Annotated in this window: 21 protein-coding genes; 1 reads left to right on the top strand and 20 read right to left on the bottom strand. The window is 60.1% G+C overall.

Annotated features, from left to right (window positions below):
* The first annotated feature begins 415 nt into the window (after window positions 1-415).
* Window positions 416-1,114, top strand: a complete 699-nt coding sequence (locus X751_RS01000000163505; protein WP_023708544.1) for a glycosyltransferase family 25 protein — start codon at window positions 416-418, stop codon at window positions 1,112-1,114.
* Between the two features lie 19 nt (window positions 1,115-1,133).
* On the opposite strand, the gene msrA is transcribed toward X751_RS01000000163505, so the two are convergent.
* From msrA to X751_RS159425, 20 genes are all read right to left on the bottom strand, one after another.
* Window positions 1,134-1,652 (bottom strand): peptide-methionine (S)-S-oxide reductase MsrA, encoded by a 519-nt coding sequence (gene msrA / locus X751_RS159370; protein ID WP_023671461.1) that lies wholly within the window; start codon window positions 1,650-1,652, stop codon window positions 1,134-1,136.
* Window positions 1,653-1,720: 68 nt separating this feature from the next.
* A complete protein-coding gene (locus X751_RS159375; protein ID WP_023689880.1) occupies window positions 1,721-2,044 on the bottom strand; it encodes a hypothetical protein in 324 nt (107 codons plus the stop codon).
* Between the two features lie 3 nt (window positions 2,045-2,047).
* A complete protein-coding gene (locus tag X751_RS159380; protein WP_023671459.1) occupies window positions 2,048-2,239 on the bottom strand; it encodes a hypothetical protein in 192 nt (63 codons plus the stop codon).
* Entirely contained in the window at window positions 2,224-2,463 is a 240-nt protein-coding gene (locus tag X751_RS159385; RefSeq protein ID WP_023705680.1) for a hypothetical protein, read from the bottom strand. The genes X751_RS159380 and X751_RS159385 overlap by 16 nt, the downstream gene beginning before the upstream one ends.
* 96 nt (window positions 2,464-2,559) lie before the next feature.
* Window positions 2,560-2,763, bottom strand: coding sequence for a hypothetical protein (locus X751_RS159390; RefSeq protein ID WP_023705678.1), 204 nt, complete (start codon window positions 2,761-2,763; stop codon window positions 2,560-2,562).
* On the bottom strand, window positions 2,760-3,452 hold the full coding sequence (locus X751_RS159395; RefSeq protein WP_023743959.1) for a glycosyl hydrolase 108 family protein: 693 nt from the start codon (window positions 3,450-3,452) through the stop codon (window positions 2,760-2,762). The genes X751_RS159390 and X751_RS159395 overlap by 4 nt, the downstream gene beginning before the upstream one ends.
* 373 nt (window positions 3,453-3,825) lie before the next feature.
* On the bottom strand, window positions 3,826-5,835 hold the full coding sequence (locus X751_RS1000000164710) for a pyocin knob domain-containing protein (RefSeq protein WP_023743958.1): 2,010 nt from the start codon (window positions 5,833-5,835) through the stop codon (window positions 3,826-3,828).
* Between the two features lie 110 nt (window positions 5,836-5,945).
* Window positions 5,946-6,098: a hypothetical protein gene (locus X751_RS1000000166785; protein WP_023694660.1), complete on the bottom strand. Its 153-nt coding sequence runs from the start codon at window positions 6,096-6,098 to the stop codon at window positions 5,946-5,948.
* Entirely contained in the window at window positions 6,089-6,379 is a 291-nt protein-coding gene (locus X751_RS159400) for a hypothetical protein (protein WP_023694659.1), read from the bottom strand. Before X751_RS159400 ends, X751_RS1000000166785 begins: the two co-directional genes overlap by 10 nt.
* 383 nt (window positions 6,380-6,762) lie before the next feature.
* On the bottom strand, window positions 6,763-7,020 hold the full coding sequence (locus tag X751_RS1000000166780) for a hypothetical protein (protein WP_156936355.1): 258 nt from the start codon (window positions 7,018-7,020) through the stop codon (window positions 6,763-6,765).
* A 57-nt stretch (window positions 7,021-7,077) separates the two neighbouring features.
* Window positions 7,078-7,338: a hypothetical protein gene (locus tag X751_RS159405; RefSeq protein WP_023694658.1), complete on the bottom strand. Its 261-nt coding sequence runs from the start codon at window positions 7,336-7,338 to the stop codon at window positions 7,078-7,080.
* Window positions 7,339-7,472: 134 nt separating this feature from the next.
* Entirely contained in the window at window positions 7,473-7,679 is a 207-nt protein-coding gene (locus X751_RS159410) for a hypothetical protein (RefSeq protein ID WP_023734799.1), read from the bottom strand.
* Window positions 7,676-8,071, bottom strand: a complete 396-nt coding sequence (locus tag X751_RS159415) for an SMI1/KNR4 family protein (RefSeq protein WP_023743957.1) — start codon at window positions 8,069-8,071, stop codon at window positions 7,676-7,678. The genes X751_RS159410 and X751_RS159415 overlap by 4 nt, the downstream gene beginning before the upstream one ends.
* A gap of 181 nt (window positions 8,072-8,252) precedes the next feature.
* A complete protein-coding gene (locus tag X751_RS1000000164705) occupies window positions 8,253-8,489 on the bottom strand; it encodes a hypothetical protein (protein ID WP_023734797.1) in 237 nt (78 codons plus the stop codon).
* Window positions 8,486-8,719: a hypothetical protein gene (locus X751_RS1000000164700; protein ID WP_050592344.1), complete on the bottom strand. Its 234-nt coding sequence runs from the start codon at window positions 8,717-8,719 to the stop codon at window positions 8,486-8,488. Before X751_RS1000000164700 ends, X751_RS1000000164705 begins: the two co-directional genes overlap by 4 nt.
* Before the next feature lie 85 nt (window positions 8,720-8,804).
* On the bottom strand, window positions 8,805-9,119 hold the full coding sequence (locus X751_RS1000000165275; RefSeq protein WP_084558240.1) for a hypothetical protein: 315 nt from the start codon (window positions 9,117-9,119) through the stop codon (window positions 8,805-8,807).
* Between the two features lie 3 nt (window positions 9,120-9,122).
* Window positions 9,123-9,410 (bottom strand): hypothetical protein, encoded by a 288-nt coding sequence (locus X751_RS1000000166775; protein ID WP_156936354.1) that lies wholly within the window; start codon window positions 9,408-9,410, stop codon window positions 9,123-9,125.
* 11 nt (window positions 9,411-9,421) lie between these two features.
* Window positions 9,422-12,040 (bottom strand): hypothetical protein, encoded by a 2,619-nt coding sequence (locus X751_RS1000000167440; RefSeq protein ID WP_023743955.1) that lies wholly within the window; start codon window positions 12,038-12,040, stop codon window positions 9,422-9,424.
* Window positions 12,041-12,571, bottom strand: a complete 531-nt coding sequence (locus tag X751_RS159420) for a hypothetical protein (protein WP_023743954.1) — start codon at window positions 12,569-12,571, stop codon at window positions 12,041-12,043.
* A 2-nt stretch (window positions 12,572-12,573) separates the two neighbouring features.
* A complete protein-coding gene (locus tag X751_RS159425; RefSeq protein WP_023743953.1) occupies window positions 12,574-13,293 on the bottom strand; it encodes a hypothetical protein in 720 nt (239 codons plus the stop codon).
* Window positions 13,294-13,298: the final 5 nt, after the last annotated feature.

Below are 13,298 nucleotides of genomic sequence, written 5' to 3'. Positions count from 1 at the left end.
CTGACGCCCGCCCTGTTTCCCCTTGTGGTCGTCGCGCTCGGATACATGATCGGTCGGCAATTCTTCGGCTTCTAGGGCGACTCGTCTAGGCGCGCACGGTAAAGGCTCGCGCCACGCGGGGGACGCCGTCAATGTCCACCCAACCTCCAAAACCAACCGGCGGCACCGTACGCCGCTACCCACTGCCCCGCACGTAAGCAAATTTTGTGCAATCACGGGAACGTGATATTCACTGATCACCAGACAAGGGGGCGCTGATGAGGTGTCTGGTGATCAATCTTGATCGTTCTCGCGATCGGCTGGCGCATGTCGCGTCCGAGTTCGGCCGGATCGGAGTACCATTTGAGCGTGTCTCCGCCATCGATTGCCCCGATTGCTGCTCTGTCGCCAAAAGCCCGCTAAGCGCTGCTGAGGTTTGCTGTTCCTGAGCCACCGCTCGTGTTGGGAGATCGTTGCGAACGGCGCGGATCAATATGGCGCGGTTTTCGAGGACGACGTCGTTTTCGGCGCGGGCGCCGGCTCGCTGCTTGCTTCCGATCGATGGGTGCCGCGCGATGCCGATGTGATCAAGCTGGAAACGCATTTTGCCAAAGTGAGGGTCGGACGCAAGGAAGTCGCTCTCGATGATGGGTTTTCGCTTGCCAGACTTTATGGCCTGCACGCGGGCGCCGCAGGCTATGTCATCTCCAGATCGGCAGCGCAAAGATTGCTGCGCAGGACCATGCATCTGAGAGGAGAGGTCGACTTCGTTCTTTTTCACCCAGGATTCATGACCTGCTCGCTCAACCGAATCTATCAGATCATGCCGGCGCTTTGCGCACAGCACCATTTTGTTTCGGGACGAGAGCGCTTTCCAAGCCTCGTGCGACGGCCCGGGAGGCGGCCAAAACCGTTTCTCGATCGAATTGTCGGAGAAGCGGTGCGAACCTTCGCCTATCTTCGAAACCAGAGCCTGACCGGAACAAAGAAGATCGAGGCCGTCGCGTTCTCAGGCTCTGAGGTCGACGGCAAACCCGTCCACGGCGCGTTCATCTATGGGCAGCCCGAGCACGGCCACCTCAACAAGGCGGCCGGCATACCGATCCAGCGGAAGAATAGTTCGACCGCCAGATAAGCAGACGATAGCGGCTGCGTTACGAAACAGCCTTTTCGCGGACCGGAAGCTTCCAGCCCGGCCTGACAAAGTGGCAGGTATAGCCGTTGGGGTATTTCTCGAGATAGTCCTGATGCTCTGGCTCCGCCTCCCAGAAATCGCCCACCGGCGCAAGCTCGGTGACGACCTTGCCCGGCCACAGTCCAGAGGCATCGACATCGGCGATGGTGTCTTCGGCGACGCGCTTCTGCTCGTCGCTGGTGTAGAAGATCGCAGAGCGATAGCTCATTCCGACATCGTTGCCCTGGCGGTTCCTGGTGGTCGGATCGTGGATCTGGAAAAAGGATTCGAGCAATGTGCGAAAGCTGATCCTGGCCGGATCGAAAACGATCTCGATGGCTTCGGCATGGCTGCCGTGGTTGCGATACGTGGCGTTGGGCACATCGCCACCGCTATAGCCGACGCGGGTAGAGATCACGCCGGGATAGCGCCGGATCAAATCCTGCATGCCCCAGAAACAGCCGCCGGCAAGGACTGCACGTTCGGTGGACGTCGCCATATCATACCTCCATTGGATTGCTCCTTAGGTAGGCATTGTCGCTGGCTTCTTCCAGCATCTCAAGTGCATCACTCGTTGCCGGCCGAGCCGAACCGCCGCACGATGACCTCGAAGACGATGTCGGAAATCCACATGGCCGAGACGCCGATCAAAAAGGCGGCGGCGAGCGTCGTAGTGTCGTCGGCCGGATCGGGGATAGGCATGCCGGTTGCCCTGAACCAGGCGACGGCAGGCAGCGTCAGATACGCAGCCGCCAGCGCCCCGCAGATCGGCGAGGCAATCATCTCGCGCAGCTTGTAGCGATGGCGCGACAGTGCTCGCAGCACGCCGCCAGCTAGCCCGGCGGCGACGACCGGCCCCTTGATGCCGAGCATGTCGAAGAGGTCGTGCATCGGCTAAGGCCTCCATCCGCAGAGCTTTTGTCCCTTGCGGTTGTGCGCCAGGAGCGCTCTCGCCTCGGCGTCCGACAGGACGTCGACGGCTTCGGCCGACAGGCGCAGCGGGCTCGAAATCGCGCAGAAGCCGCCCGAAGCAGTCGTGCACCCGGCAAGCGCCACAAGCAGCGCAAGCATCAGTCCCTTGCCCATGATTTCAGCTCCTTTCGAACAGCGTCCGCCGGCAGTGCGCCGACGTCGTTCTGCACCTGCTCAGCGACCGCGCGCGCCGCGGCCTCAGCGGCCGCCAGTTTGCCGCGCTCGGCCCAGGCGCCGGCCAGCCGCTGGTGAGCGCCCCAGCAAAGGGCGGCGATGGCCGATGCCAGGAAGCCCAGCAGCACTTTGTTGCCAAGCAGGACGGCGAGGAGCGCGCTCACAGCAGCCACCCGGCGACAAGCCCGGCGGCAAAGCCGATAGCATAGGGTTGCGCGGCTTCGAGATAGGCGATGATCAGTTGTTGAAACCCTTCCATGTCAGTGCTCCCAGCCGGATTTGCGGGCCAGCCAGTGCCAGGTCTCGGTGACCGAGGCGATGGCGAGACCGGCGGCGATCTCCAGACCAGCTTGAGTGTCGGGGTCGGAAGAAAATGCCGCCGCGTCGTCGGCGCCGAGCAGGCCACGCGCGACCAGAACACCGGCGCCGTAACGCAAGCCGATGCGGATGAAGACGGCGATCATGTCGAACTCCTTGCGAAAATCGATTTCAGGATTTGAAGCAGCGCACGCCAGAACGGCAGGCGTTCGACGGGGCTGACGCGCCCGCCGGTAGGCACCGGCGGCATCGCACTGCCGGGCTTCGGCGAGAGCGCTGATGGCTGGGTCGGGGAGCCCGGCAAAGGTGCCGGAGCGGGCTGTAGTGCCGACATCAACAGCGCCTGGGAACGGACCGACCGGATGCGATCGCTCCAACCCTTGCCGAAAACCGGCCAGGTCGGCAGCCGCCGCAGGAATGCCAGGCGGGCATCGCAAAGATCGTCGATGACTGCGCCCGGTGGCCTGGCGCCGACAGCTTTGAGCGTGGCCGGGCCGATCCTGCCGTCCTGTGCGGTGCCAACTGCAGCCTGCAGATATTTAGCCGCCCTGCCCGGCCCACTGTTCACGGCGAAGTCGAAGACGGCATAGTCGACACCGCCGGGAAGCTCGGCGCCCGCAGCGGCATCCCAATAGAAGCGGCGATAGACCGTCGCCACCTGAGCATCCGTGATATGGCGAAGGTCGTCCTTCGTCGCATCCGCCTTCACGTAGCGGCGGAAATTGGCCAGCGTCACGCCCTTCATGGTAGCGCCGCCCGGATCGGCCGGATTGTCGGACCAGCCGCCTTCCGATTTGAGGACGAGCGCAAGCGCCCGCGCGAAGTTGCGGTCCATTGGGGTTTTCCTTTCTGCCCGCGAAAGGCAGGTTGTCGATTTGCGAAGCTGCTTGCGGTTAGGCGTCGATCATCGAGACAACGTCGCTGGAGACCTTGGCGGGGCGGTATTTGGTGGCGTCGGCCGGAAAGGAGATCGGAACGGCGAATCGAGCGACGGCACCATTGCCGTCGTCGCCGCTGCGATGGTGATCGAAGATGCACCTCCGTATGCAGTGTTAGGAAGAATTCCGGCAAAGGTGATCAAGAAGCGCTTCGACGACGAAAATAGCCGAGGCTTATTGAGATTCGGTGGTGGATTGGGCAGACGCCATATCTCGGAAAGAGAGAGCGGCCTTTTGATCTTTCTTTTGAAGAATTCACTCGAATTTATGCTAGGCCCATGCCCTAATGACAAGCCGCCAGCTTGCATTGGTAATATTTAGAAATCCACCAGTGTCTTTGCGTGTAATCTGAACGGCACTAGAAGCCTGCGACCCAAATCTAACGACCATATTTGTAGCATCGGGAACGACACTTAGGCCTCGATTGGTGCTTGCTTCGTGCGATCCAATCGAGACAGGTTCTTCGTCTCCAATAGAATAGCCACCCTCAGCAGTGGTGCACTGTAAGAATGCAAGGTAATTTTTCGGCTTCACCCCCAGCCCATGAGCCAACGTCAGCGACCCGCCGGATGTGATCGTCTGTTGCGGGCTTTCATAAAACTTCTGAAGCAACGCCGTGGACGACTGGACATAGCGTGCATCCTGTTCGGCCTGCGACCATTGCAGCTTGATCCATCCTCCCCAGGCACCGCCAGCCTGCCTGCGCCGCCATAGCTTTTGGTCTGCCGCCGTAGTGTCGTTGACGAAATCATGCACCGTCTGCGTCCGGTAGCCAGTGCTTCCGTGCGCTTCCACAAACCCCAGGAACCAATTTACGCCGTCTGGCGCATTAGCCGCCGCCGAGGCCATATACCAGCCGTTGTCCAGGGCGTTGTTCCAATCGGTGATCGTCTGCGCGACGACACCAAGGTTGGGTCGGCTATCAAGTTTCAGATCAAACCCAGCCTTGACGAACCCCGTTGTAGCCAATTGCGTGGTATTCGTTCCAGGCGCTGCGGTCGGCCCCGTTGGCGTCCCGGTAAATGTCGGGCTGGCCTTCGGCGCCAGGCTGGACACCGCGATCCCACTATCCTTCCCCACCTTGCCCGTCGTGCCCGCGAAAGTGACAATATTGTCGGTTGCCGAAGACGCAGGCCCCAAAAAATCTCCTACTCCCGTCCCGTCGGCGCCTCTGTCGCCGGCCCGGTCGAACATCAGCCAGATGCCGTTGGCCGTCGTCGGCAAAGTGCCGGCGCCACTGACATAGGCGAGCGTCAGTTTGCGGTAGCCGCTACCATCCACAACTGCGCCACTGACATTATAGACAGAGTAGATAGCGGTGGAGGCTTTCGAGCGCAGGGTCAACTGGCCCTTGATGGGGTTCGTGCTGTCGTCAAAGCCATCGAGGATGCCACTCACCGTGGAGCCGCCGGCGTCGAGATTGTCGATATAGGCCGCGGTCACCAAGGCAGCGCTCGCATTGTTCAGCCGCAAGGTGCCATTGCCCGGATCGGCGTCGGCTGTGGTCGTGGAAAAGGTGTAGCCGAGCGCCGCCACCGAGGTTAATGCCGCCGCAGCGCTGGCCGCCGCATTGGAAGCGGAGGTCGCGGCATTGGTGGCTGAGGTGGAAGCCGCGGTTGCCGAGCCCGAGGCAGCGCTCGCCGAACCGGCTGCAGCTGTAGCCGAGTTGCCTGCGTTGGTGGCGCTGGTCGCCGCGCCCGATGCCGAGCCGGAAGCCGCCGTTGCCGAATTGCCTGCATTGGTGGCGCTGGTCGCGGCTGTTGTGGCGGAGCCGGCGGCGGCCGTGGCCGAACCCGCGGCGGCGCCGGCCGAGGTGCCGGCATTGGTGGCGCTGGTGGCGGCAGCGTTCTTGGAGGTGAGCGCCGCAGCGGCGCTGGCGGCGGCGGCGCTGGCAGCAGCCACCGCATCGCCCAGCGTGTCCTCCGACAGGTAAAAGGCGATCGTGACCGCGTCGGTGCCGATCACCGGATCGAGCGTTTCGAAAACATAGACGAAGTCGGCCGAGACCGCGCCCTGCTGAACATGCACCGTCGTGCCCTTCTGCATGGTGCGGCTGGTGCGGGCATCGGCGGCGCGGAACCATTGGCCTTCGCTGGCGGTATAAATGCCGTTGTCGCGGGCATCGGTCTGGTTCTTGACCAGCACACGGTCGCCGACCTCGGCCGGCACGCCGTCGGTGGTCTGCAGGCCATAAAGGGTGATGTTGCCCGTCGTCGCCAGGCGCACGGGTTCGCGTTCGCCGGTCAACAGACGAACGGCGGCAGTTGCAGGTCGGGCCATAAGGCTTGCTCCATTAAAAAAGCCCCGCGAAAGCGAGGCTTGAAAGAAGTTCCAATTTGGTGCGCGACGATCAGCGCTGTGATGAAGACCGAAGAGTTAGACGCGGCGCATCACCCGTCCTCAGGGTGCTTGCGCAGGTAGCGCAGCCGCTTGCGCTGCGCAGGCGTCACATAGCCATCCCCGGCCTCGGCCAGAATACGCTCTTCTTCGGTCGGCACTTTCTCCGGTTCAGCCGGCAGCCCAAGCTCGATCCTCAGCGCCATTGCCTCGGCGTCGCCCTCTGCATGACTGTGCGACCGATGTCATCAACGTCCAGCAAGGGGCAAAAGCTGCGGTGTTCCCAACCCTTGGCATTCCGCTTTTTCTCTTCATGGAGTTGATTCCATTCTTCGTATTTGGCCAGTAGCTCTGGCCTTTCCGAAGGATCACATGTCCCCAGCCGCCACAACCAGGCTATGGTCGGGTGTTGCCGCCGCGTGTTCAGTTCGATGTCGTCGTCATAGGAAACGGTTCCACCGAGAAGTATCTTCCTGCCCATGTTCATTGCGGCGAGCCAAGGCCGCCGTCCCACGCGCTTTTCAAAGTGACCGCTGGCCAGCCCTTCAGATGTAAGTGGGCGCCAGCGCAGCGAATCTAATAGACATTGCTGTTCTTCTCAACGGGTCCGTCCATACTGGAGCCACTTTGTCCGCTGGACAAGTATAATCCGGCAGTTCCTCCAACGCCCACGATCAGGCTGTCCAGCTGAATTATGCGTCTCAATGCTTCGGAATTACGGTGACAGTGCACTCTTTTCAATTTGTCAGCTTTAGAGCTTTCGCTCTACCTCGCACTGGTGCGGACCTCTAGAAATACGCTGTCACCGTAATCCATCATTCTCGAAATTTTCATCTACGAACATCTCGGCAAATTTCTGAGGCGAAAGCGTTACGTCGTTGTCGCGAGCGATTTCGAGGTTCCTCGCCCATAGACCCCGGATTTCCGCCGGTATTCCTCGGAAAAATGAACAGATGCGGCAATTGCGCCCTGCCACTGTCCATCGCCGCCATAGAGAGTGTGCAGTTTGGGAGCTATCGCCTTCAAGGATTTATCCACCTCTTCGGGCAGCTCACCAATTACCCACAAAACATAAAATTCCAATAGTTTAAGCAGCGGCTTTCCGTCATAGCGCGGGTTATGTTCCACTCTATCTCTCCTATGCGTCATTGATGGCGTATTCGATAAGCCTTTGACAAACCCCCGCTAGGCTAGGTTTTTCTTTATTGAGGCAAGCCAACCCTCGATGACTTCTCGACAGATATGTATCTCAAGAAAATATTCCAAACCGGCTTCGACGGCCTCCGGTGGCGATCTTCCCGTGTCCAGCCCGGTAGCAACCATCGCAACGGAATCCTCGGTCCAAGGCTCCGACGCATAAATCGTGTCGTACTCGTCAAACTCCGACAGCCTTTCGACTATCTCTATCAGCCTACCTACTTTCCCCAAAGAGAAACCCTCCGCCACGATTCGGATGCAAAACCTCTGGAAGATGGTACCATTATTATGTTGGGATCTAGGGACGAGTTGCTTACGCCGGCGGTTCGGTGGATTTGCAAAATGATCGTCCGACGCTGGTCATGGCTCGTGCTCCTTGCACTCTATTCCCCGTTTCGTCCCGCCTTTTCCAGCGCCGCCTTACGCTGAACTTCGATAGTTCGATTCCAAAAGCGCACCACTTGAAAATGCTCTTGCCTGGTCAACCAGATCTTGTTTTCCATGCTAACTGGATCGCCGCCAACCGCTACCGGTTTGATCTCGAACAATTCCATGCCTTTGGAACGCGAATCTGTACCTTGGACGCTCATTTCAAGTCCTCCAACGCAGCAAACAGACCGGCGAGGTCACGCGCTATCGTCTCGGCGGATTGCCGTTCCATAAATATGAATGGGATGCGCACGATCGGCATTTCCACGTCGTGGGTGTCGAAGCCATAGGCTTCCCCTCCTCCATTCGACGCAAACAAGAGGATGCCTGGTGCGTATTTCTCAACCTCATATTCTCGATTGAAGTCTACCAACTCTTCAGCCTTGAAAAAAATTATATAGCTGTCGCCGATGAAGCCTTCACCTCCATTATGCTCCCTAACGAAATCGGCGTAATCCTTCGGCAATGTCACTCCCAGGCTTGCGGGCAGGCCATCGACAACTGCAGCTTGAGCCGGTGGGTCGAAACGTCCCTTAGTTAGTGTATATCCCACTGCTATTCTCCAATGTCTTTTAGTAATTTGTTCCACCAGGGCGTAACCTGCTGCTGATGAACTTCTCGGGGCAGAATCACCTTGTTGGACGGATCGGTCGGACTCCCGCCAAACTTCACTGGCTTAATTTCATGCACATCCACGGGCTGGCCGACAAGTCGTCGCTGCACGCTTCTTGGCATCACCCTTGAAGCAACGGCAGAATCCTCTCATCGAGGAACTCGAGGCGACTTGCCAGCATCTCGGCATTGGCAGGAGTCGCATCGACATTGACTGGTATCAACTTCGCCACGGATTTTCCCTGACGCGCGGCCTCAACCCAATCTTCAAGCGCACCGATGTAGCCATCCAGAGCCTCGAAAGGGGTTTTGGTGTCGTCAGCCGGGTTATATGTCGTTGGCACATCGCCGACGATCACCCAAATCCATCTTGGTATGTCCGGCCTTCCAGGCTCGATCTCGAACAGAAAGATATGATGCCTTCGCCGCCGTAGCCGAGATACTCGCCCTTGATGGACAAAACCCAATCGAAGAATTCGAGGTGTTCGCGAGCCTCGACGCGGGCAGAGTCAAGTTCGCTTTCACCGGTGCCGACATTGGCTGGAGGCAACCTTACAACGGTGGACAGGTCCGGAATTGCGTTGTTCATTTCTCTCCCGCGCCTTCACTCACGCGTTGAGCTTCAAATTATAAAATCCGTCCCATTCGAACCTATCCCATTCGGGATGATGGAACTAACTCAGCGTCGACCCTGGAACCTCGTCAGGCATTTTGGCTCGCTTCCATGGCGAGGTTTTTGCATCGCGCCAAGCATGCCAGCCCAATGGCAGATCCGCCAGCTGTGCAACTGTTTCATCAAGCTCCACGACCTCAACCAAGCCTACCAAAATCAAGTCGTTCTGATCGACTTCAGCTTCATTTCCGTAGAACTGCCACGACTCGTCGTCAGCATCATGTGACGCGTATGCAATCCAGCCGCCGCCACGAAATATTTTACGCGTCGATATGACAGCCAAGTTTCTGGGGTCCTCGAATTTCCATTCGCCCATATTTTAGGCCCTTCTGCCTCGCTTCCATGGCGACGATTTCGTCTCACGCCAAGCATGCCACCCATAAGGCAGGTCGGCCAACTGCATGATAGTATTATCTTTTTCCACAATGTTTCTTAAGCTTAGAATGATAATATCTACATCATCGATATCTTCAGATACATGCGCATGAAACTGCCATGCCCCATCATCATCATCATGCACTACACGGGCAATCCAGCCTCCATCCTGTATGGCCTTTCTATTTACGAAAACAGCTACGTTCTGCGGATCTTCAAATTTCCATTTCATTGTCGCCAACCCTATTTGTTGGTTTTTTTTCTATTTCGTCTTCTTGCTGCCAGACTTGCGTTTCTATAGCTGTTGGTTCCTGGAGATTTGGTCGGATCTGCTGGGTTGAGGGGATTTATGTGATCAAATTGTGCTTCGTTTGGTGGAGGCGTTACACCTTTTTTACTCTTCTGAGGCGGTATCAATTCCTGCCCGTCCTCGTCGTCTCTTAAGACCCCTCGGTTCCATTTTCTATTCTCCTCCGCCATTTTAAACTTCTGCGCCCTTGTAAAATCCTTGCCAGGCGCAACGTTAGGAGGGTCTTCCAAATGTGCATAGGGCCTCCTTATTTCGGGTGCCTGGTCGGTTGAGACTGGAATCTCTTCCGCTTTGACCGGAGGAACCGGGGTTGGATCATTATCTGGGACGGTCGTGGGCTTAGCAACTGCTGCGCGTTTCGCGAGCCGTGCAACCACCTGTCTGCCAATTGAAGCAAGTCCTTCGGCAAGGACATTGCCGGCAGCACCCCAAAGCGCGCCATTCAGGACGCCTTGCGGGACGCTTTCTCCAACATTGTAGGCATATGCCCCACCATAAGCGCCGCCAGTCGCGGAGCCTACCGCGGTTCGAGCTCCAAGACCAGTCAGGCTCTCCGCACCCACGCCGATTCCTGCCCGGCCGAGCACACGGTAGAGGCCGATCGCAGCCCCGTACCCTGCCAAGCCGGCACCGAGGCCCCCGGCCACCCAACCGGCCGAACCGGCCCGGTCCTCGGCATCCTCCGTCTGCTCCTGTTCGAAAGCGAGACGACCTTGGTAGCTTTCACCTGATCCCGATGATGCGAGCTTGGCGACGATTGCATCCGCGCCTCCAGCGGTCGCACCCTTGGCTATGGTCCGGCCAATATCCCCGAATGCCATGCCGAACTGCCGAAACGTCGACATGGTGCTGTACTGGGCCTGAGCCGGATTTTCCCCAATCCACGTCAGACCATTCTTCAGCGCTGCAAGTTGGAGTTCCAATACCTCCGGCGTCATGGTCGGATCTTGGGCGGCCTTGGCTCGCCACCGGGCTTCCGCTGTCAGCAAGATTTGTTTGGCTACTGCCTCGCGCGCTTCCGGATCGCGAACTGCGAGGACAATCGAACTCAACTCCGCGAGACGGGTGTTGAATGGCAAACTTGGGTCGATGTATTTCGCAGCCCACTGGTCAGCTACAGCCCAGGGCAGCGGCAGTCTCGTGTCGAAGCCCATCTGCTCTTGAGCGGCCCTGGCCCAGGTCACCGCTTTCTGGAAATCCTGTGGCGTTGAAACCTTGCTCCAGTCCGGAGCTTCGCCGGGGAACAGTTGGGTGACATAGGCCACGGGATCCCCGCGGCGGGCGGCCATGATCATCTCGGCGGCGCCGGCCCTTATGTCGTAGCGTTTGTGCTCTTCTGGCGTACCCTTCGGGCCGGGTTCGAAATCACGAAGCTCGGCATGTATCTCGCGGTTCGATGCGCGGTAGAAATTGTGAAATGAGTTGGCGGCATCAACCGTCGCCCTGAACTCATCGAAACGCGTCTGCCCGTCTGTGGCGCCGTAGGTACTGACGAAATCCTGAGCGGCTGGCTCTTCCTCTTCCGGGCAATTGCCTGTGAAGGCGATGACAGCGGGCGCGTTTTGTTCGGCAAGCCGCACCCTCGCATGCCCGTCGATCAATCGAGCCGCGGTGGCGGAGTTCGCCTCATTCTTCAATGCGGCAATATCGCTGGACTTAAGGTAGGTGATGGCTTCCAGTGGAATATCCGCTTCGCCATTCGGCGCAGGAGTTCCGCTAGCCTGTGCCCTGCTTTCGTCCAGCGATAGTTTGCCCGACTGTTCCTGCGTCACCGCGGTCGCATTGGATTCACCTGAAACATTCGAGCCGCCTACGGCCGCCGTATCATTTCGTACCCGCCCTCCCACCGGCACCGCACCCAACATTTCAGCAGCGCGCTTCGGGTCCGTGGCGATCATCGCCTGAACCAGCGCCTTGGCCGCGTTGGTGCGCCAGGCTGCTTCCGCCGCTTGCCTGGCAAGCGGGTTGCCGATCTTGGCGATCAGGTCGAGCCCGCTCTGCCGGATCGCTTCGAAGGTCGCGGTGTCGTTCGGGTCGCCTTTTGCGATGGCGATGGCATTGGTTGTCAGCGTCGTGTCGACGGTGGCCTTCTCGTAGTCGTCGCGTTTGGTCCTTTGCCGCAGCGCCATGCGGTATGCGCCAACGAAGCGCTTGTTTTCCTTCTGACCTGCGAAAGCGGCTTGCTGGCTTTCGGGCATCGTCCGTTTCGCATCGTCGAACAGCGTATCGTACAGGCCTGGTTTCACCACCCGGCCGGCGCGCAGGTCGACCTCGCCATACATGGCTTCATGCATGCCTGCGCCATCCGCCGGCGCGTTCGCCGCCACTTCATCTTCGGCCTGCGCGATCCGCGCGTCGAAGCCGCGACGCGCCAGCTCGGCGTCGAACGCGTCCTGCTGGTCCTTCATCTGCTGGTAGCGTTCGGCAAGAGCGGAAAGGTGGTCGCCGAAACCTTGCATGGCGCCGCCGATCGGCGACCCCTGGGGATATTGCACGGCGTTGCCGGTATCGAGCCGGCGCTGGCCGACGGAAAGGGGGATGATGTGTACCATCTAGGTGTTCCCCGCCCACGGAGCCCTGAGGGCCGCACTGCCGAAGATCACGGAGCGGCCCGGCACAGCGGCGGCCGCAGCGCTTGACGCTGCCGCTTTCGTCGGGTCGTTGATTTTGGAGAGGCCGCCAACGAGCGCGCTGCCGGCGTTGAAGATTGACGCCGTCACCGCCTGCTTGCCCTGGAAGCGCGAGATGGCGGCTTGGCTGTTGAGATTGTTCTGGCGCAGCTTCGAGCCATACAGCAGCGCGCCGAGATCCGCCTGGCCCTGCCTGGCATTCGCCGCCAGCACCTCGGTCGGCGAGCCGGCTATGCCGACGCCGGACGCGCCGGCCTGGGCGCGCGCCTGCGCCTGCAGCAGGTCCTGCTTGTGGCGCTCCTGGCCTTGCTCGAAGGCGGCGGCTTGAGCGTCCGCCTGCGCCTGCTGCTGATACGCCTTGGCCTGATAGTCGGCCATCTGCTTCGACTGCTGGCCCTCGGCCAGCGCGCCGCCGACGGAAAGAACGGTGCCGAGAAGGGCAAGTGTGCACATGGTCAGCCTCGTTCGCCCAGGGGTTTGATTGCAGGAATGGGTTTTCTCGCGGGAATGGGTTTGATTGCGGGAACGGGTTTGCTTGCGGGAATGAACTTGCTTTTGACGCCGGCGACCGGCGCGCCAAGCTGCGGGCGCGGGTCGAGCGCACCGCCGGTGGCGAGCAGGGACAAAAGCAGCCGGTCGGCCTGCAGGCCGGCGCGGCTGAGGCGAGCGGGTGCGGCTGCCCGTGCGCCGGCCATGGCGGCGCGGCGGGCGGCGGTGAGGTTTATCTTCAGCTCGGCGACGCTGGCGGCGTCGAACAGGCCATTGGCGGTGGCGATGGCACGGACGAGCGCATCGGCCTCGAACAGTTCCTGGCGCAGCAGCTCGACCAGCCGGGCAGCGTTGCGCCAGCGCTCGGTCAGGGTGGCGGCTTTGGCCGCAATCTCGTCGCCAATAGCGGCAATGTCGGCGCGGGCTTCGCTCTCGGCGGCGTCGATGCGGCGCGTGTCGGCGACGCAGATGGTTTTTTCCAGCAAGGTGATGACGTCGTTGCAGGCATCGAGCGCGGCGCGCGCCGCGGCCAGGTCGCCGTCGCCAAAGACGGCCCGGTCCTCGGCCTGCTCCAGCGCGCGCCTGCGGACGACGGCGTCGTTAATGTCGGTGTCGAGCAAGGCGATGACGGCCGCGAAATCGGCAGCCGTCCGCGCCCTGCCGAGGGTCTCGGCATGGGGGGTCATTGGGG

This window comes from Mesorhizobium sp. LNJC394B00 (genome assembly GCF_000502555.1).
Lineage (GTDB): Bacteria > Pseudomonadota > Alphaproteobacteria > Rhizobiales > Rhizobiaceae > Mesorhizobium.
The sequence above is the reverse complement of the archived record's forward strand: the minus strand, read 5'-3'. Positions and strand labels throughout refer to the sequence as shown.

Coding starts and splice junctions, on each gene's coding strand:
- msrA (WP_023671461.1), bottom strand. CDS start 1,652: ATGGCGACGTCCACCGAACGTGCAGTCCTTGCCGGCGGCTGTTTCTGG.
- X751_RS159375 (WP_023689880.1), bottom strand. CDS start 2,044: ATGCACGACCTCTTCGACATGCTCGGCATCAAGGGGCCGGTCGTCGCC.
- X751_RS159380 (WP_023671459.1), bottom strand. CDS start 2,239: ATGGGCAAGGGACTGATGCTTGCGCTGCTTGTGGCGCTTGCCGGGTGC.
- X751_RS159390 (WP_023705678.1), bottom strand. CDS start 2,763: ATGATCGCCGTCTTCATCCGCATCGGCTTGCGTTACGGCGCCGGTGTT.
- X751_RS159395 (WP_023743959.1), bottom strand. CDS start 3,452: ATGGACCGCAACTTCGCGCGGGCGCTTGCGCTCGTCCTCAAATCGGAA.
- X751_RS1000000164710 (WP_023743958.1), bottom strand. CDS start 5,835: ATGGCCCGACCTGCAACTGCCGCCGTTCGTCTGTTGACCGGCGAACGC.
- X751_RS1000000166785 (WP_023694660.1), bottom strand. CDS start 6,098: ATGGCGCTGAGGATCGAGCTTGGGCTGCCGGCTGAACCGGAGAAAGTG.
- X751_RS159400 (WP_023694659.1), bottom strand. CDS start 6,379: ATGAACATGGGCAGGAAGATACTTCTCGGTGGAACCGTTTCCTATGAC.
- X751_RS159410 (WP_023734799.1), bottom strand. CDS start 7,679: ATGAGCGTCCAAGGTACAGATTCGCGTTCCAAAGGCATGGAATTGTTC.
- X751_RS1000000164700 (WP_050592344.1), bottom strand. CDS start 8,719: ATGAACAACGCAATTCCGGACCTGTCCACCGTTGTAAGGTTGCCTCCA.
- X751_RS1000000165275 (WP_084558240.1), bottom strand. CDS start 9,119: ATGGGCGAATGGAAATTCGAGGACCCCAGAAACTTGGCTGTCATATCG.
- X751_RS1000000166775 (WP_156936354.1), bottom strand. CDS start 9,410: ATGAAATGGAAATTTGAAGATCCGCAGAACGTAGCTGTTTTCGTAAAT.
- X751_RS1000000167440 (WP_023743955.1), bottom strand. CDS start 12,040: ATGGTACACATCATCCCCCTTTCCGTCGGCCAGCGCCGGCTCGATACC.
- X751_RS159420 (WP_023743954.1), bottom strand. CDS start 12,571: ATGTGCACACTTGCCCTTCTCGGCACCGTTCTTTCCGTCGGCGGCGCG.
- X751_RS159425 (WP_023743953.1), bottom strand. CDS start 13,293: ATGACCCCCCATGCCGAGACCCTCGGCAGGGCGCGGACGGCTGCCGAT.